Source organism: Catalinimonas locisalis, assembly GCF_038039535.1.
Classification (GTDB): domain Bacteria; phylum Bacteroidota; class Bacteroidia; order Cytophagales; family Cyclobacteriaceae; genus Catalinimonas.
Genome location: NZ_JBBPHP010000002.1, coordinates 272,230 through 290,667, shown reverse-complemented (window position 1 = coordinate 290,667; position 18,438 = coordinate 272,230). Strand labels below are relative to the sequence as shown.

Annotated in this window: 15 protein-coding genes; 5 read left to right on the top strand and 10 right to left on the bottom strand. The window is 42.0% G+C overall.

Features of this window, described 5'->3' with window-relative positions; all coding sequences use genetic code 11:
• Positions 1–20: 20 nt before the first annotated feature.
• The 5 genes from WJR50_RS04785 to WJR50_RS04765 all read left to right on the top strand — a co-directional run bounded on the left by WJR50_RS04785 (position 21) and on the right by WJR50_RS04765 (position 4,385).
• Positions 21–245, top strand: coding sequence for a hypothetical protein (locus tag WJR50_RS04785; RefSeq protein ID WP_341292091.1), 225 nt, complete (start codon positions 21–23; stop codon positions 243–245).
• 2 nt (positions 246–247) lie between these two features.
• Positions 248–1,636 carry a sodium:solute symporter family protein gene (locus tag WJR50_RS04780; RefSeq protein ID WP_341292090.1) on the top strand — a complete coding sequence of 463 codons (1,389 nt, stop codon included), beginning with the start codon at positions 248–250 and terminating at the stop codon, positions 1,634–1,636.
• A gap of 119 nt (positions 1,637–1,755) precedes the next feature.
• Positions 1,756–2,160 carry an Hsp20/alpha crystallin family protein gene (locus WJR50_RS04775; RefSeq protein ID WP_341292089.1) on the top strand — a complete coding sequence of 135 codons (405 nt, stop codon included), beginning with the start codon at positions 1,756–1,758 and terminating at the stop codon, positions 2,158–2,160.
• 434 nt (positions 2,161–2,594) lie between these two features.
• Positions 2,595–3,248, top strand: coding sequence for a hypothetical protein (locus WJR50_RS04770; RefSeq protein ID WP_341292088.1), 654 nt, complete (start codon positions 2,595–2,597; stop codon positions 3,246–3,248).
• A 135-nt stretch (positions 3,249–3,383) separates the two neighbouring features.
• Complete coding sequence (locus WJR50_RS04765; RefSeq protein WP_341292087.1) at positions 3,384–4,385, top strand: ABC transporter ATP-binding protein; 1,002 nt, start codon at positions 3,384–3,386, stop codon at positions 4,383–4,385.
• Between the two features lie 18 nt (positions 4,386–4,403).
• Here WJR50_RS04765 and WJR50_RS04760 read toward each other — a convergent pair whose 3' ends face one another.
• The 10 genes from WJR50_RS04760 to WJR50_RS04715 form a co-directional block, all read right to left on the bottom strand.
• Positions 4,404–5,660, bottom strand: coding sequence for a hypothetical protein (locus tag WJR50_RS04760; protein WP_341292086.1), 1,257 nt, complete (start codon positions 5,658–5,660; stop codon positions 4,404–4,406).
• Complete coding sequence (locus WJR50_RS04755; protein ID WP_341292085.1) at positions 5,623–6,615, bottom strand: NAD-dependent epimerase/dehydratase family protein; 993 nt, start codon at positions 6,613–6,615, stop codon at positions 5,623–5,625. The genes WJR50_RS04760 and WJR50_RS04755 overlap by 38 nt, the downstream gene beginning before the upstream one ends.
• A 645-nt stretch (positions 6,616–7,260) precedes the next feature.
• Positions 7,261–7,425 (bottom strand): hypothetical protein, encoded by a 165-nt coding sequence (locus WJR50_RS04750; RefSeq protein ID WP_341292084.1) that lies wholly within the window; start codon positions 7,423–7,425, stop codon positions 7,261–7,263.
• 251 nt (positions 7,426–7,676) lie between these two features.
• Positions 7,677–10,496, bottom strand: coding sequence for a T9SS type B sorting domain-containing protein (locus WJR50_RS04745; protein ID WP_341292083.1), 2,820 nt, complete (start codon positions 10,494–10,496; stop codon positions 7,677–7,679).
• 267 nt (positions 10,497–10,763) lie between these two features.
• Positions 10,764–11,132, bottom strand: a complete 369-nt coding sequence (locus tag WJR50_RS04740) for a helix-turn-helix domain-containing protein (protein WP_341292082.1) — start codon at positions 11,130–11,132, stop codon at positions 10,764–10,766.
• 11 nt (positions 11,133–11,143) lie between these two features.
• Positions 11,144–11,440 carry a type II toxin-antitoxin system HigB family toxin gene (locus tag WJR50_RS04735; RefSeq protein ID WP_341292081.1) on the bottom strand — a complete coding sequence of 99 codons (297 nt, stop codon included), beginning with the start codon at positions 11,438–11,440 and terminating at the stop codon, positions 11,144–11,146.
• A 214-nt stretch (positions 11,441–11,654) separates the two neighbouring features.
• A complete protein-coding gene (locus tag WJR50_RS04730) occupies positions 11,655–12,065 on the bottom strand; it encodes a hypothetical protein (protein ID WP_341292080.1) in 411 nt (136 codons plus the stop codon).
• 224 nt (positions 12,066–12,289) lie between these two features.
• On the bottom strand, positions 12,290–13,987 hold the full coding sequence (locus WJR50_RS04725) for an alanine/glycine:cation symporter family protein (protein ID WP_341292079.1): 1,698 nt from the start codon (positions 13,985–13,987) through the stop codon (positions 12,290–12,292).
• A gap of 133 nt (positions 13,988–14,120) precedes the next feature.
• Positions 14,121–17,198, bottom strand: a complete 3,078-nt coding sequence (locus WJR50_RS04720; RefSeq protein ID WP_341292078.1) for an AAA family ATPase — start codon at positions 17,196–17,198, stop codon at positions 14,121–14,123.
• A gap of 3 nt (positions 17,199–17,201) precedes the next feature.
• Entirely contained in the window at positions 17,202–18,434 is a 1,233-nt protein-coding gene (locus WJR50_RS04715) for a metallophosphoesterase family protein (RefSeq protein ID WP_341292077.1), read from the bottom strand.
• Positions 18,435–18,438 lie beyond the last annotated feature (4 nt).

Sequence of the window (18,438 nt, the reverse complement as noted above, 5' to 3'; positions counted from 1 at the left end):
AAACTAATCACAACCAAAATATGGACTCTTCCAAAAAAATGAGAGCATGGCGAATTCTCATCGTTTGTGCTTTTATTCTCACGATAATTACTTTTACACCGCTGGTAATCCCTCAGGGTGTATTCAGACCTGAATTATTCGGTATGCCCTACACACTCTGGACTTCAATCTTAGTCACCATCCTGTATGTAGTGCTTACCTTTATTGGAACCAGAGTTCATCCCGGAAAAGATACTGACAAATAACTATGACTACTTGGATTATTATATTAGGCGCTCTCTACCTGGGCATGCTTGGATACGTAGCTTTAAGTTCATTCAAAAAAAACAAAAGTGCTGAGGATTATCTCTTGGCAGGCTCTAACATAGGTATCATCCTAGGCTTCCTCACTTTTGCCGCTACGCTATTCAGCACATTTACACTGCTGGGCATGCCGGATTTTTTCCGTCTCAATGGTGTTGGGGCATGGATATTTCTGGCAGTATCCGACGGAGGTATGGTGTTTCTCATCCTGTGGTGGGGTTATCATTTACGCAAAAAAGTGGCGGAAAAAGGCTTTAATGGTGTAGCTGGACTTTTGGTGAAATGCTATCAGAACAAATGGGCCGGTTATGTCAGCTTTGCAGGCGTATTCCTTTTCCTCGTTCCCTATGTAGCCATACAGATTCGTGGAATCGCCATCTTTCTTACTGCAGTATTTCCGGATGCCATGCCTTTTTGGGGCTGGGCGATCGCTATTGTAGCGGTAATGCTCACGTACAGTGAAATCGGAGGGCTTAAAGCCATCATGAATGCTGATGCCATACAAGGCTTGACGCTCTTGATCGTTACCTGGATTATCGGAGTACGCTGTGTAGAATACTTTGGAGACCTGGGTAATATGTTTGATCAGGTGGAAGCGGCTAATGCTGCCCTGCTTTCCACTCCGGGGCCTACAAATTTATTTAGTGTGCAGTTTCTGATCGCCTCCTTTATGGTGATTCTTTTTATTCCTGTTACACAGCCTCAGCTTACAATCAGGCTGGTCATCATGCGTAATCTAAAAACGACGCACATGATGGCAGTTGCGGTAGGTATTTTTGCTATTCTGATTATTCTACCCACTGCTTTTATAGGTATGTACGGTGCAATCAGATACCCTGATCTTGCTACCGCTGACTTTCTTTCAAGAGTACTGCTTTATGAACAACCTGATTTTATAGCGGCAGTAGCAGTAGTTGGATTGCTTGCGGCTGGTCTTTCCACTACAGATTCGCAGATCTTTGCATTGGGTACAGAAGTTCGTTCACTTTTGAAAGGCAACGAAAAGAAAGTGCTTTCTATTACTCGCTATTCTATTTTTGGCTTCGCCGTTGTGGCACTGATATTTTCTGTTCTCGCCGGTGACCAATTGGTAATGCTGGCGAGGGTGAGCTTTGCCGGTACTTCCATGCTGGCTCCCATGATTCTGACAGGTGTACTCAGCAAAAAAACGATGGGAAATGAGATTATTATTGCAACTGCAGCTACACTGGCAATTTTCATTTTATCTCTATTAGGAGTGATACCTTCTGAAGTAGGCCCCCTCAGAATGGATTTATTCCTACTGATGTCGTTAGGGCTTTTCAGTGCGATTTCTTATATGCTTAGAAAATAGATGACAAAAAGTCTTATTTTAAATTCAATAAAGACACATTGACACATAAAATAGTCTGAAATATGTATATACAGCTATGGTATAGGATTTGATCATTATAAGTCAAACAAAAGGAGGAAATGATGAAAAACGTACTTAAAGACTTTGTTCATCAGTTTGAAGCGATGAATACCATTGGTGGCGGTACAGCTGCTGCATCTGTAAACGTAGATAAACAAAAAGATCATTTGACTATAGTAATCAGCGCTCCAAGTGTGAGTAGCGATTCATTTAATATATTTTTGAGTGGTAATCAGTTGGTGGTTTATGCGGTGCTAAAAGGACCAGAGCTGTTGGAAAACGATGCGCGTAAAGAAGCTCGTCATACTGTACCTGTATTTAACCAGATCTTTGAGATTCCACCCTTTGTAGATAAAGAGCAGATTGATGCTATATTTGAAAAGGGATTGCTTAAAGTTCATATGCCTTATACTGATGAACAAGATATGATGAAAGTTAAGAAGATCAATATTAGAGAATACTAATACTAATCTTACATATTTTGATAGCCGAATCGGGAGATTCGGCTTTTTTTATGTTTTTTTTAAATTATTTCTTCCTCTTCGACTTAAAGAAAATTTGCACTACATTCTGTGTGTAACTTTTCCTTTGCTTTGCTCATTTTTTACAGAATAATATTCTGTATACAAGAATAATCACACCATAGTATTTCCCCAATATCCTCAAAAAAAAGTCCTTTGAAAATCAAATCTTATGCAAAATCATTTCGTATATTCAAAAAATGGCAATAATAAATATTTATTAACTCGTTAATTTAACATTTTATTAAGTTTTGGGTTAGTTCTTACATGTACATTGTTGTCATTTTTTCAGTAGCGCATAGGCGTGCTAGAATAGATAAATTGCTTGCAAATAGCCAAATTAAATTTGGCGTATAAGCTCAAAACCACTGATTGATATGAAGACCCTATTACTTTTTTCTGCTTTCACTCTTACCCTTTTTGTGTCTGCTCATGCACAGGTATCTAACAGATCTACTGATTGGTACCCGGGAGTTATCATTCTGGATAATAATGAAGTCGTGAAAGGCGACATCAGTTATGATTACTCCCACGATATTGTTATGTGCAAAAACGACGATGTCATCAAAACATTTACCCCCCATCAGGTAACTGCTTTTAAATATTTTGAGAAAGAAGAAAACCTCTTTCATCATTATGTGACGTTGATCAACGAGATCAATCCTAAGTACCAGCAAAAAGCTTTTTATGAAGTAGTGTTGGAAGGAGACATCAATTACGTCAGAAAACGTAATAAGTACCCTGCTTACAATGCGAAAGAAGGTTATCTGGCTAGCCGAAACCCACATCTTAATCAACATAAGGTATGCTATGAGTATTTTGTACAGTATGAAGACGAACTTATCAAAGCCAGGAGGTTCAAACGCGAAGTGCTTCCCATCATGCAGAATAAGGAAAGAAGCCTGCAAACTTATATGAAGGAGCATCAATTGAGACCTTATGATATTGGAGATCAGATTGAACTGGTAGAATACTATAACCACACTTCAGATTTAAGACAGCAAACCGCTAGCAAGATTTCTCTAAAATAGACTATGGTTGTATATTGAAACGTTGTTTCATCATTAACCTGAGCTCCAGTTTTAACTAAACCGGAGCTTTTTTTATGCTTATTGCAACTTTTATCAGGCTACTGCATTTAACTTAAGATAGTTAAGCAGCCAAATATGTCTCCAATTCTTGAAGTAAAGAACATTAGTAAAGCCTACGAAGGAAAAAATCAATCCGCTGTCAAAAATATAAGTTTCAGCCTACCCAAAGGGGAAATACTAACCCTCACCGGTGAGAGTGGCTCAGGAAAAACCAGTTTGCTCAAAATCATTGCGGGACTACTGGAAGCTGATGAGGGAAAAATTTACCTCAACGGAGAATGGGTGAAAGGCCCTGCTCGTATGTTGGTACCCGGCCATCCCGACATCAAGATGGTTTATCAGCATTACGAGCTTTCTCCTAAACTGAATGTCAGGCAAAATATCATGCGGATTCTGAGAGCTTATGTTAAAGAATATCAGGAGGAAAGAACTGAAGAACTTATGGACATCTGTAAGCTTACACACCTTCAAAACTCTTATCCCAGAGAACTTTCCGGAGGAGAAAAGCAGAGGGTGGCTCTGGCAAGAGCACTGGCAGAAGAACCGCTGCTATTATTGATGGACGAGCCTTTCAGCAATATTGATCTGGGCCTGAAATCACACTTGAAGCGGGAGATCGTTGATATTCTGGAAGCCCTTGAAATTACTACTATTATTGTATCTCATGATCCTCAGGACGCACTTTCTATGGCCGATCAGGTAGCCGTAATGCACCAGGGTAAACTGCTTCAAATGGATAACCCGGAAAAAATTTACAGACAACCTGCCAATGCTTATGTAGCTGAACTGTTTGGAAACTGTAATATGATTAGCAGTAAAGAAGCTAAAGCATCTCTGAATTTACAACTGGAAGAGGCACACTGTATACGTTCAGAAGACGTTCAAATACAAACGGATGCTGATGGCAGGCACAAAGCTACAGTCAGAAATATCCGATTTATGGGCGCTTTTTATGAAGTGGAAGTAGCGTATGCTCAGCAAAACTGGGTGCTGCATCACCGAACAAATCACATCAAAGTGGGCGATCAGGTACAGCTCAGCATACCTGAAGAAAAGATCATTTCTATTCCGGATTAAAATATCTTAGCGTTCAGCTTAGCTTTTTGTCTGATCCTCTTTCTTAGCTCCGATGACAGGCGAACGCTCAAAAACTGCATTTTCGTCAAACAGCTTACGGTAAGTAGCCATCGTTCTGCTTTTCACACAACCCAGCGCTTCCATTACCCTGATCATTTTAGGATTAAAATCACCCACCCAGGTTACGATGTAGTTGTCGTACTTATAATTTTTCTCCTTGAGGGCTTTGGTTTGCAGGTCATCAAAGATAAGTCCTTCTACCCCTCTGGCCTGGTATTTACGCTTTACACCAAAAGCTACGCCATAGCAGGAATGAAACTTCATGGTCATTTTGTGGTACAGAAATTTCAGCTTGCCCCAAAGATTCATGTTATCGCCTACCTTTTGGTATACTTCATTGATATTGGGCAATGCGACCATGAAGGCAATAGGCTCATCATCATAGTAGACAAAGTAAATCAGGTCTTCGTCTGCCACTGGCTTGATCTGTCTCAACATAGCCAGGGCCTGCTCTTCTTTCATGGGCTTAAAACCATCATGCGTCTGCCAAGCATCATTGTAAATTTCAATAAAATGCCGCGCGTATAATTCCGCCTGAGACTTTTTAAAGTTCGTTATCTTATAGTGTCCTTCTTTTTTAAGCCTGTCAGCCCTACGCTGGTAGATTTCTGGCAAAGGATCATAAAAAGTCTTATCAAAAACAATCTGGCGATAGTAAACCTGAAAGCCGTAGTTCTCAAACAGCCTTACGTAGTATTCTGGATTATAATTCTGCCCGTAGTAAGGAGGCTTATTGAAATTGTCAACAATCAGTCCCCAGTACTTATTATTTTCGCCAAAGTTGATGGGACCATCCATGGCTTCAATGTCTCTTTCTTCCAGCCAGGCTTTGCATTGGTCAAAAAGCACATTAGCTGCTTCCTGATCATCAATGCATTCAAAGAAACCCATGCCTCCTGTGGGCTGTTTGTAGGTCTTGGCTCTCCGCCAGTTCACAAATGCTGCTACACGTCCTACCACATCTCCTACCGTATTACGCATAATCCAGCGCGTAGCTTCACCATGACCAAAGTAAGTATTACGATTTTTGTCAAAAACCTGCTCTACCTCCTGTCGGATATGAGGTATCCAATTGGGATCACCTTCATAGATTTTAAAAGGAAGCTTGCGAAATTCCTCTTTTTGCTCACTACTCTTGACTTCTTCTAGCGTATACTTTTGAGTAATGGTTTGCTTGTCATTTGTTGAGGTAGCCGTGTTCTTTGAACCATTCATAACATTCTTTTATTGCGATTTCTATCGGTGTTTGTGGCATGTTGAGCTCTTCAACTGCCTTCTTTGCTGAAAAATAATGCCCGTCGCAGGAAACGACAGCCATTTTATAGCTTACATTGGGCGTAATTCCAAAAAGATTACCAGCAATTGTCCCAAACATTCCAAAAGCTTTGGTAGCAAAAGGGGGAATTGCCAGGCGGGGCGGCTTTGCCCCTACCACATTCGCTATCTTGGTAAACATCTCCCGGTAGCTAAGGTTTTCATTTCCTAAAATATAACATTCTCCCGGGCGTCCCATGGTTAAAGCATTGGCTATGGCAGTAGCGGCATCGCCTACATACACATAGTTTTTCCCTCCTACTGGATATCCTGGTACTTTTCCCTTCGCCACGGCAATCACCATTTTTCCTGAACTGGGCTTGAAGTCACTCGGGCCTATCATAAAAGTAGGATTCACTACGATGAAAGGGTATCCTCCTTCTTTGGCTTCATTCAGCACAATCTGCTGCGCCTGGTATTTGGTTTCCATATAACCAATACCGTACTGCTGAAATTTGGGAGGAGAAGTTTCATCACCGGGCCGCGCTTTGGTGCCAAAACCAAGTGAATTGGCCGTACTGACGAAGATGCCACGTTTTACCTGTGCTTTTTTCGCTGCCTCCACTACATTCAGCGTGCCCTTCACATTGGTATTGATATAGTCAGGAGAACGATCGGGCCACTGTCGGGTATCAGCAGCGGCATGTACTACGGCATCGCAACCGGCTACTCCTTCTATCATTTTGTCCAGGTCGGTAATATCACCATGAAACTCCTCAAAGTTGGGATGTTTTTCCAGCAGCTCCGCTTCTACGGAGTTGTGAAATAAGCCACGTACATGATGACCTCTTTTCAATAATTCTTTGGCTGTGTTGCTTCCCAGCAGGCCGCTGGTTCCGGTTAAAAATATCTTCACTATGCTTAATTATTTCGCCTGGGCGAAAATCAGTTTAGAATAAACAAAAAAGTACTGTCGCAAAACTATAAAAAAATTTGGGTTTGTCGCTCCTGAGGTCTGGGTAGAGGCATATAAAGATTTGAGCACACAGAATGACGGTAGGAGAACACCCATTGTTCAAGTTAACACTTCAGCTACTTATTTGCTTTGATGCAACTGTTAGGCATTCAAATAACCATCAGTATCCGCTGCGGGCTGCTGGAATTGTATTATGAGCAGCTCTTTATTCTTTAATAATTTGTATGTCAGATATTCTTTGAAAATGATCCATGTTTTTTGTAGCCATTTTCAATCCTTTGCTCTTAGCTGTTGCCCCAATCAACAAATCTGGAATGGCAATCATTTTATTATTTTTCTTTAGTTCCTGCTAAATTTTAACTGCCTCTTTGGCACACTGGCTGTCAAATTCAAGCAATCTTACCTTAGCAAAGAATGAGTCCCAAAACTCCGTCTGTTCTTCAGTAGCACCTACCTATACTTCAAATTCAGTGATGACTGAAACAGCAAATTTGTATCGCTTTGTTGCCACTAACTGATAAAAATCTGAATTCTTTTTGTTCGTTTTTCTGAAGTAATCAATCAAAATAGATGTATCCAGTAATATTAGCTCGCCCGCCATTGATTAAAGTTTTTTCGGTTCTCCTCAAACTCATTATATTTTTCATCACTCATCACAGGACCATTGGCAATCAAACTTTCTAGATCATCAACATTTTCAATATTCTTTTCACTTGAAATTCTCTCAATTTCTGCTTTCAGCTTATTCACCTCATCAAATGGGCAATTGATTGATGATAGTAATCAACCGCTCATATCCTATATCTAATTTGATCTCCATATCTCAAATAATTTACACATCTGTCATTCAAGTTAACCTATTTTTTAATTTTAGAGATATTTGAGTTGACTATAACATTTGTACATATACAAAAATAGAGACAAACTGATCAACAAACGTCCCCGAGGTCAAGTGGTTTCAGTTCTGGAAGATTTTAGAAATCTTACAGAACTTTTCATTTTCACTTACCTACCACATCCTCATAAAGCACATGCACCCAACCTTTGTAGGTTCTGGCCAAACGAGAAGGATCAAGCACATTGAATGTTACTTCTGCATGATAATAATAAATTCCTGCTGAGGCTTTCTTACCGGTATCCAGAAAGCCATCCCAGTAACTGGTCAGCCTGTCTTCTCTTTGCACGTTAAGATCGCTATCGTAACGATAAACTTCCTTACCCCAGCGGTTATAGACTTTCAGCACTACCCTTTGCAGGAATCGTGGACAGTAAGGCTCAGTAAGCGCTATGAATGTGTCATTTTTCTGATCATCATTGGGGGTAAAAACGTTGGGTAGGCCGAAACCGGGACAATTATCCCGACAGAAAGGCTCACTGAGTTCACTCTCATTACCTGACAAATCTACTGCTGACACACGGTAACAGCCGGCATAAGAGGCCAAAGGTCCATCCAGAAAGAATTCATCTGTCACCAGGCTGGCAATCCTTTCGTAGGGGGCTTCGCTATTTTCAGCAAAATACACATTATACCCTGCGATATCATTTGCACATTCATTTTGCGGAGCAGTCCATTGCAGATAGTTTTCAAAACCGCTAAAATCACAATCCTGGCTTGCTAAAAATGCTTCACACTCATCAAATCCAGCATTTTCAATGAGGAGCGCGCTAGGCGGACAGGGAGGTATGCTATCGGATGGAGCCACACAGATGCGTTGGGAGAAGTTTTCCAGCGGACGAGGCAATGGAAGGTCCAGACTGTAGCGTCCTCTTGTCATTACTATATAACAAATCTGGGCATCCTGTCCTAAGCCTTCCGGCAGGTCATTATCTATATATTCAAGAGATGTTCCATTGACCAGCGTACTGTCCAGCAGCACCATTTCACCCAGCGGAGGCTCAGCAGCCTCTGTGTCTTCCTTAATCGCTCGGTAGATGTAATGATAAGGATATTCTGGGGTCTGGTTGCTCCAGGGTACTTCTGCCTGCCAGTTCAGGATAATACTACCCCTATCCGATTGTGCGGAAAGCCTCACACTGGAAGCCTGAGATGATGAGTCCAGTGGTTGTTCATCATCACCCATCACTACCACACGATAATGGTATACCTCATCTTCGGTATTAAGCTGCTGATCTACAAAGAGTGTATCTTCCAGACCTTCAGCTATCGTTTCCATTTGCTCGCCGGAAAAGCCTGTTCCTCTGAGCAAAGTATAGGTATAATTTTCTGGTAGGTTTTCCGGGTTCAGCGATTTTGACCAGTTGATCTCTATACTACCCTCTTCACTGCTGGTATTGGTAACACTTACTTTGGTAATGTAAGGTGCATCAGTAGGAATGATAACGCAGTATTCGTCAGAAGCAATGCTTTCACTACCGTCAGGAAAGGTAGCAACCAGGCGATAGCAGTAACTAACTCCCGCTTCAAAGGGTTCTCCATCATTAAGATCACGATAGGCGCTCAGACCGGCACCCAGGCTGCCAATATCTTCAAAACCCAAGCCCTCTGGCAGGCCGGTCTGACAGGCATTTGGTTCAAAATTACTTTCCCCTTTTTTACGATACACACTTATGCTCACCGCCTGATCGGTACAGGCATAGGATTCCCATTGCAGGTTGATTCCTTCTCCCTGAGCCTGGGCGGCAGTGAACACCGGAGCCGGACCTACTACTCTTACATTAAAATCTACATAATCGGCCAAGGTGGGTCCGGTAGCGGGAACATCATTCACCTTAATATTCATCTGGTAAGGCTCCATTCTGACATGTTCACAGCGGGTTTGCCACTGTAGCTGTCCTTCGGCAGGAGCGGCAAGCAAAGTTTGAGGACCAGGTGAAAAGCTGGCAGGTGAAATTAGCTGATCAAAAGCCTCGCCAAATGCCGTAAAATACAGCTGATCTCCATTGGGATCATCCGCCTGTACGTCTATTGCAAGCATGCTACCGGCTACTATGCAGGTATCAGGGATGTCTACCAATTCAGGCGCTTCGTTCTGCGCGTCTTCTACAATGATCTGCATATCACGGGTTACGTAGCCCAGAAACAACCATTCTCCATTGATATTTCGCCACTCTTCTATGATGAAAGCTATATTATATTCTCCGGGATTAGCGGGAGCATCCCAGGTCAAAGTACCCGTCTCCGGATCAATTTCCAGATATACCGGCTGACTACCATCCTCCCTTATGGGATTTGGATTATCTCCCCTTTCTCGGTCATAATCATCAGGAAATGTATAGTCAAACACTTCCATGTCTTTGTCCTGCAGAGGGATCACCATTTTGAAAGATAGGCTGTCGCCATCTTCGTCATAAGCTCCGGGATTATGGATGAAAGCCTGCCCAACTACCGCGCCATCTACCGGAGCATTGGTGAGTATGGGTGTGTTATTGCAAAAAAAGGGGTCAGTAATAATTTGTGTCTGAATAAAGAAAGGGGTCTCAATTGATTCATACATATTGAGGATATTCTCATTGCGGTTCTCCTCAAGATAAGTAATGGTATAGTTACCAGAGCCGGGAAAAGTATGTACTATTTCAAAATAGGTAACCCTGATCTGCTTATCTCCATCAATCATCTGGCGTACCACAAAGTCTTCATTCGGATTCAGAATATATTCCGTACCATCTCCCATGCTCAATATACCTTCACCAAACTCTACCCCTGACTCTGTATCTTCGTAGCCGGTGATGGTGATTCGGTAAGTATAAGCCTGGCAGGAAACTAATTCAGCGGTAATCTCTCCGGCCCGGATATGGGTAGCCTGAGCGCGAAAAGCAAGTGTAAAAATGACAAGCGGTAGCAGAAAAAATCGGTAGTTCATAGGTTGAGGGTTGATGGTTATTCAGCTCTACCTTTCTCTCACACTTCTTTAACGATTAACCCTCAACGCTATTTTGAGAATGTGTAGGTTTATTTATGCGAATAGTATTAAAATGCTCAGTTCCAATGAGACCTCTATTATAAGATATCACTGAATAGGTACGACCTATGAAAGTAGGTATTACGGCGTGATCAATGTTCATTTCACACGGGCAACTTTAGTGTCTGGTAAATAAACTTTTCGTGTACCTTTATAATAGGCTGTATTTTACTTCAATATTTGATAATCTTTGATCAATATTGCTGCTGATAGATTTAGCCGTGTGGCTAAATTCCGAATCATTTCAAGAGTCAGTTTCCTTTTTCTGTTCAAAATCTCTGAAACCCTACTCTTTCCTCCAATCTCACTGACTAAATCTTTTTGTTTCAATTGCATCTCCTCCATTCTTATTTTAATAGCCTCAATAGGATCAGGCGCTTCAATAGGATAATGCTTCTTTTCATATTCATCTATTAAAAGTCCTAGAATATCTGCTTCATCACTTTCAATTGTTCCAATAGGCGCATCAAAAAGCTCTTCAAGCCTTTGCAAGGCTTGCTGATAATCTTTTTTAGTTTTTATAAGCTTGATGTCCATATTATGTGTTTTTAAATTGTGTTAGCATTAATCTCGTCATACTCAGCGTGGGTTCCGATGAAACGAATAAATATCCATTGTTTCTCAAAGTTAAATTTTACTATTAATCTGTAAGAGTTTCCTTTGATGTTGAAGACGATTGTGCTGTCTTTTAAGATACTTGCATTTGCATAAGTACTTTTTACATCATTAGGACTTTTCCAGTCAGCATTCATGGCTGTGTCATACCATGTTTTTAGATACTGCTCCGAATCAGCGTGTTTTTCCCAATACTCTCTGAGCGTACTCTTTGCGAATATTCGTTTCATTCCAATAAGGTCTACGAACAAAGATAACAAAAGTTCTATATTTGGGAACAAAGGGCGATACTTTTTATTTGTGCGGGTAAGGGACAAATGCAGCGGACGGCCCGGCGTTGTTTGCTTTTTTCTTTCATTTATCAATAATCGTACTTATAGCGATTAACTTCCGATTGCGTTTCAAATAGGGCTAACCGATGCATGATTTTGTGTACAGCCTTTATCAAAATTCTTCATTTATCCTATCTCTTAATTCTTTAAATAATCTATTGTAGGAGTCAATCTTAAATCTAAAAGATAAGTTTTTCAGCACATCAATATCTTCTAATTCATCTGAAGTTTGATAGGCAAATTTATTCCAAACTATTACATCCTCACTTTTGGAAATCTCTGCTGAAATCAATCCACAACCAATATCTTTACATTCTGCACATACAATTAATCTTGTTCTTCCAAAAGTGAAAATTAAAGAATCAATGTCTTTTCTTATTTCTTCACAAGCTTCCTGTTTAGAGGTCTGGTCATTCAAAATACTATATGTTAAAAGACTTCTATTAAATCCTGCGATAAAGTAGCCATTGACAGGGCATTCTCCTTTTCTCCTCATGTATTCATTATCAATAATCTCCTCCAAATTATTTCCATCAATAAGTAAGGTGTATCTGTGTTTTGATCCAGATTTGTCAATCTACTTTATCGCTATTTCAGGAATATTCATCTCTTTAGGTGGTACACAACTACTGTATAGCTACTACTGCTATAACATATATATTAATCATGCCTACTCAAAATAATCCAAATTTACTCAGTTTAGAAGAGTGAAATAATATTATTTGCTCTCTTTCTATCTCTCTATCTCTACTTCAGCCTCTCCGGTATCTTTTCATCGGGATATTCCTCCTGGAAACCTGTCCAGTACTCTTTTACGGTATTTTTCATATCCTTGCTCAGCAACAATATACCCAGAAGGTTAGGCAAGGTCATCAGGGCAATGGTAATACCTGAGAGTGTCCAAATGATGGTAGTATCGGCAAAAGAAGCCAGGAAAAAGCCTACGACATAGAGAATACGAAAGATGTTGACATACTTTACGCCAAACAAATAGGTCGTAGCCCGGTCGCCATAGTATGACCATGAAATGGCGGTAGAAAAAGCAAATAACAAGAGCCCGATGGAAATGATGTATTGTCCATAACTGCCCAGATAAGATCGGGTAAAAGCTTCAGCGGTCAGCGGCGCACTGTGAACCAGAGACTCACCCCGCATCTCTACCCCCAGATTCTCTTCATTCTCCAAATCTACTTTACCATCTGTAATGTTGATTTCACCATTGAATGGCCGTCCATTCTGATATACCTCTACATTTTCCGCTACCGAACGGGCATGAATAATGGTAACATCGCTCTGAATTTCACCATTTTGTATCTGCAATTGTCCATCAAAAGCATCTATCTCATCTCCTCTTACCAGCAGGCCATAGAGTTTGTCCAGGTCTTCTGCATTGCTCTCCTGCATATTGCCGTTGACAATCAGCAGGTCAGCACTTTCAAAGCGGTTAAACATCTTATCATCCCATACCCCTGAAGTAAGAATCACCAGTCCGGTGATGCTACAGATGATGATGGTGTCAATAAAGGGTTCCAGAATTGCCACCAATCCTTCTGAAACCGGCTCATGGGCACGGGCGGCGGCATGCGCGATAGGTGCTGATCCCTGACCGGCTTCATTGGAAAACAGCCCACGATTAACGCCCCGGTTGAAAGCGTAAGCGATGCTGGCTCCCAAAAAGCCACCCGTTGCAGCAGTTCCTGTAAAGAGGTCGGAGAAGATGGCTGCAAAGGCAGAAGGGATTTCTTCAATATTATAAAAAATGACAGCCAAAGCTCCCAATACATAAACAGTAGCCATAAAAGGTACCAGTCGTTCAGTTACCTTAGCGATTCTGGTGATCCCTCCGATGATCACGAAACCCAGCAGTATGGCCAGCACCGCACCGGTAAGCATCTGGTTGATCCCAAAAGTGGCATACATGGAAGTTGATATGCTGTTGATCTGGGGCATATTACCCGTACCGAAGGAAGAAAGAATGGTAGCTACAGCGAATATGACTGCCAGCCAGCGGTAGTTCAGCTTGTTCTTCATGTAATACATGGGACCACCCGCAATCTTGCCTTCTTCATCCACCTCACGGTATTTATGAGAAAGCGTGACTTCCACAAATTTGGTAGTCATTCCCAGAAAAGCAGTTACGACCATCCAGAAGATCGCAGGAGGACCTCCCAGATGGATCGCATAAGCTACTCCGGCGATGTTACCGGTACCTACCGTACCAGAGAGCGCAGTAGTAAGTGCCTGAAAGTGAGAGGTATCTCCCTCATCCCCTTCCCTGTCATATTTACCACTTACGGAGCGGAGGGCATGACGAAAGTATCGGATCTGGGGAAATTTGAGGTAGAGGGTGAAGAATAGACCGGTGCCTAAAAGTACAAAGACAAACCACTGGCCTCCCCCGATATAGCCATCTATGGTGCTTAAGAAATCGTTTAACTCTTGCATGAAATGGTGTTATGGTTCTTAGTGTGAGCGTTTTGTAGTGTTATAATTCTTTGGTGTTATGGTGTTATGGTTTGAAGAGGCATTGTATAAATGGGTTACAGAGTAATGGATATTAGTAAACTATAACACTATCTTATTCCCAACTACAGCTAATCAGACTGCCGCGCTCTTTATCATTTTCTATCTTCAAATAGACATCTATTTCCTGCTGTAGTTCTTCCACGTGTGAAATGATGCCGACAATTCTATTTTCCTGCCGCAATGACTTAAGGGTATCAAAAACCAGCCGCAGCGACTCTTTGTCTAGCGAGCCAAAACCTTCGTCCAGGAAGAAAAAGCTCTGTTCGGCCTGATTAAGCGTTTTTACATTTTCTGCAAGCGCCAACGCCAGGCATAAAGCGGCCTGAAAAGTCTGCCCGCCGGATAAGGTTTTGAGCAAACGGGTTTTGCCATTATTCAGAAAGTCCCTGACGATAAATTCACCTTCTTCATTCAGTTCCAGGCTCAGGTTGTTGCGGGTGAGCTTCATAAAACGCTCATTGGCAGTACGGCAAAGATTATCCAAATATACGGAAGATACGTATCTAACAAAGCCGCTGCCTTTAAAGAGTGAAGCCAGTTCTTTGAGGTTATCTTCACGGATGAGCAACTTTTCCTGCCTTTTTTGCAGTTGTCGGCTGTTTTCCAGCTTTTCTTCCATCTGCTTAAGCTGGGATTTGGCTACAGCTGACTGCTCCTGATACTGTTGCACTTGTTGCCTGACTTCCTGCATCTGCTGCAAGAGCGCTTCATGCTCTTCTTTCAGATAGGTTTTGCCATCTGCTTCTTTACGCAACTTTTGCAACTGATCTTCCACGCTGTTTACACGCGTATTGTACAGCTGAATCTGCTTTTGTTCTTCCTCCACGTTCAGCTTCAGGGCCAGCAGTTGCCGAATCTGTTCAAGGCTTTCAAAGTTTTTCTCACCACAAAGCTTTTCTATTTCTTCGTGCAATTTCTGACTTCTGTCCTCCATTTTTTCCAGCCGCTCTTTCTCGGTTTCTGCCCTGCTCTGGGTGCCATGCAGCTCTTTTTCACTTTCGTTAAAATTTTTTACGGCACGATTATACTGCTCGGCAGCTTCTTCAACTTGTTTCTTTCCCTTCTCTAAATTCTTAGATAATTCCTCCAGACTAAAATTTTTCCACTTCTCATATTCATATACCCTGAGCAAAGAGAGGTGATTGTCAATACTGGTTTTGAGAGCATGTTCTTTTTGCTGATGCTCCCGCAATTGCTCCTGTACCAGCTGACATTTCTGTTCAAGCTCAGGCAGTTGCTTCTTCTGCTGCTGTACCTGCTGACGAAGTTCATCTGCTTTCTTTCCCAGTACATCCAGTTTCTGAATAAAGCCCTGAATATCTTCTTCATTATACTGCTCAAACTTCTCCCACTGAAACTGCTGCTGATGCTGTTCTATTTTTTCCTGTAGCTGACTCAGCTCAAGCTCTGTTTTTTGCATCAGCGCTACTGTACTTTTGAAGTCGCCTTCCATCTGCCCCAGATCTTCCTGCAGATGTCTCAGTTGCTGCTCCTCCTTTGCTAACTTTTGCTGCTGCTTTTCATGGGACTGTATTTCCTCATGAACAGAGTCATTATGTACAATATTAGGATGATGCTCTGAGCCGCAGAGCGGACAGGCTTTGCCATCTTCCAGATTATCCGCATACATGGCCAGCTTCTCTTTGATTTGTAGCTCCTGCATCTGTTTGGCAGCTTGGGCTTGCTTTTCTTTATTGTTCTCAAGCTGTTCCCTCATGAGTGTTTTCAAAGCTCCAATGTCCGCTGCATCCTTAGCCCAGGCAAAACTCGCAATACGCTGTGCTTTTCTGGCTCTCAATTCTTCTATTTGCTTGGCATAATCTTTCTTATCTGCTTCACAGGACTGTTTTTCTTTTAAAAGTCTACTTTGTTGCTGATGCCAGTGGTAAATATCCTGTAGGGTAGTTCTGAAGCGCAGCTTAGCATCCATTTCTTCCAATTGCTCTTCTTCCTGGCTTAGCTGATGTTTACTTTTTTCCAGCGTCTGTTGGTTAGTTTTTACATTGTTCTGAAGCTCAACAAGCTTCTTACTTTCCGCTTGTAGCGCGTCTTTAAACTCCCTGATTTTAATGACATATTCCAGATCCTGACACTTAAGGATATCGGTTTCTCGCTGTTCGTAATCTTTCTGCCGCTTTTGTAATTCCTCCCGTGCAGCTCCCAAATTGATTTTTTGCTGCTCTATCTGCTCAAGAAGATATTTGCGCTTTTCCTTGAGTAAGTGTATTTCCTCCTGCGTCTCTTTCTGAACCTGAAACCTTTCTTTAAAGTAAGTATAGGCACGATTGTAGTCTCCGAGCTGTTTTTCCTTATTCGCAAAAAATGTTTTCTGCTCCTGAAGCCTCTGCTTTTCTTCCTCAGCAGCGCTGATATCGCAAAACAGCTTACGAAGTGCCTCCTGTGATTGGCATTTCTCCTCTAGCTCTTCTGCTTTTTGTGAAGCGGTTTTTAGTTCAGCCGCAAGTGCATTTAGCTTTTGCTTAGCTTCCTCAATCTCTTCAACACTGATTCCTCCTATTTCCGATAATCTTGCCTGTACTTCGGTAAGCTCTGTTTTATTTCGGTTATTCAGAATCTTGACCTTATTACTCAACTCATACTGTTCCAGGTGAAACAGTTCTTTCAGCATCTGGGTACGCTGCGTAGCTCCCTGGTCTACAAATTCCCTAAACTTACCCTGCGGAATGATCACAGTCTGCATGAAGTTATCGTAATTCATGCCCAGCAGTTCGGAGGCATCTTTTACCGCAATCGGCAGCCAGTTTCCCTCTTCATCTTTATAGTAATTACGATCTCGTACCATTACCTGATCGTAATTATTACGATTACGGCCTGCACGAAAGTAAAAGCGGTATACAGACTTGCTGTTGGCTTCTGCCCGGAAGGTAAAGTCAATCTCCATTTCATCACTCTGGAGGTTGAGCATATTGTAATAGCGATTATCCTTTAGATTGAGGCGGTCGCTGCGGTCAAAAAGCACGAACATGATGGCTTCCAGAATGGAAGATTTCCCGCAACCTACTGCACCAAAAATGCCAAACAACTGAGAGCCAGTTAACTGGCTGAAGTCAATTGTTTGTGGCTCACGGTAAGAGTAGAGGCCTTTTAAAGTTAGGCTTACCGGAATCATAGGCTACTTCTTTTCTTCTTCGTCTTCATCAATTTCCAGTATTTCATTGAACAGATCCATCAATTCATCGGAAGGCTGCTGTCCTTTTTTGTGTGCAAAATAGTCTTTAAACAGGAAACGGATATCCTGCTGTAAATTTACTTTTGTTTTCTTTTCCTGTTGCGGCTGTATATTTAATTCTGGAATGATGCTGACAATTCCATCATGCGCATCGTAAAAGGCCCGCTTGGTTTCGCTTTCAATATAGGTATCGCTGACGAAAGTCAATTCCACGAAGGTATCAGGATTTTCTCTGAGCCAGCTTACTGCTTCCTCTTTGCCGGAAAAAGTCTTTCTGACAAGCTTTCGTCCTTTTTGTAAAGGCAGTTTGGTGGTATTTACCGGCTTAGCGGGTTCGGCCTCTATCAGCACCACAAACTTTTGCTGATGCGCTTCGCTAAAACTATATTCTAATGGGCTGCTGCTGTATATGGCCGGACATGGACCGCCTTCCACATGCTGATAGCGGTGCAGATGCCCTAAGGTTACATATTGCAACTGTTGAGGTAGGTCTTCGGTAAAAATTGCCTGTGCCCCTCCCATATGGAGGATAGGTTTTTCATCATCCGGCTCTTCTGGTGCTTCTCCTCCTTTCTGCATAAAATACAGATGGGCCATCATGAGATTTACTCCTTTTTCATCGCAGTACTGATTGGCTAATTGCTGCCAACTTTTCTTAAGCACGCTTCTTAGAGCTTCTTCTTTGTCTTCTGTGCCTAAATACTGACGAAGTAATACTTCATTGGCATAAGGCACCAGGAGTAAACGTAAAGGATATGGGTAATCAGGCAATTGAAGCGCTACATAGCCTTCATCAGCCTGTAATAATTTTAATCCTTTTCGGGTTTCAAAAGGGAGAATTTGGGTAGAAGGTTTACCATGAAAGATGATGCCTAGTTCGCGCGCCAACGGGTCAGGAGCTTCTACCCTATCCGGTGAGTCGTGGTTACCTGCTATGGCGATCACTGCCCGGCACCCATCATCTGCCAGGCGATGAACAGTTTTGTAGAATAGCTCAACCGCCTCATTTCCAGGGTTAAAGGTATCAAAAAGGTCGCCTGCGATGAGCACAGCATCCACCTGCTCTCTTTCAGCGATCTCACAAATTTCTTCAAGCACTTCTTTCTGCTCTGCCAAGCGAGTGTAATCGCCCAGACGCTTTCCCAAATGCCAGTCGGCGGTGTGTAGCAATTTCATCGCC